This is a genomic window from Streptomyces viridosporus (assembly GCF_002078235.1).
Lineage (GTDB): Bacteria > Actinomycetota > Actinomycetes > Streptomycetales > Streptomycetaceae > Streptomyces > Streptomyces viridosporus.
The window spans coordinates 1-588 of the sequence record NZ_MSGP01000773.1 but is presented as its reverse complement, the minus strand read 5'-3'; the positions used below and the strand labels follow the sequence as shown (position 1 = coordinate 588).

1 protein-coding gene is annotated in these 588 nt (G+C 69.6%); it reads right to left on the bottom strand.

All coding sequences use genetic code 11. From position 1 onward, the window contains the following. On the bottom strand, nt 1–418 hold a 418-nt coding region (locus B7L92_RS37380; protein WP_143626480.1), incomplete at its 3' end, for a hypothetical protein. Nucleotides 419–588: the final 170 nt, after the last annotated feature.

Below are 588 nucleotides of genomic sequence, written 5' to 3'. Positions count from 1 at the left end.
GGGCCCGGCGGGCCCGCTGGGCAACGGCTGCGTGCTCATCGTCGGCAAGCTCGTCCGCACCCGTAAGGGCACGGGTGATGGCGAGTACCTGTACGCCGTCGATGCCGCTCTGGGTCGCGCACAGGGTGCCCGGGTGTACGGCGAATACTTGTTCGATGCCGAAGCTGCGCGCGTACTGCGGGCGTCCGGCTTGCATGTCCCCAGGCTCCTGGTACACCTCCAGGTCGACGGTGCCCGCGACGGTGAGGACGACCGCGGGAGCGTCCACCGGCCACGGTGTCATGACGGACTGAGCGGCCATCCGCAGGTAGAGCGCATGATCGTTCACGCTCGGGACGGGCAGGTAGGCATAGCCGTGCGCGAGGAACGCGCAGGCCGACCTGCCGATGGCCAGGGCACTCAGGATGCGCGTGGCCAAAGGCGCGAGCCAGCCCGCGGGAGCCGGGGCACGGATTGCGGGGATCTCAGCGGGGTCTCGGCTCTGCTTGAGGAGCTGCTCCGCGAAGGCGGGGAGTAGAGAGTGCAACAGATACCTCCGTGAAGGAAGGGGGTGATGTCCTGTGCCGTCCCGTCGGGGGAGCGGGGCGG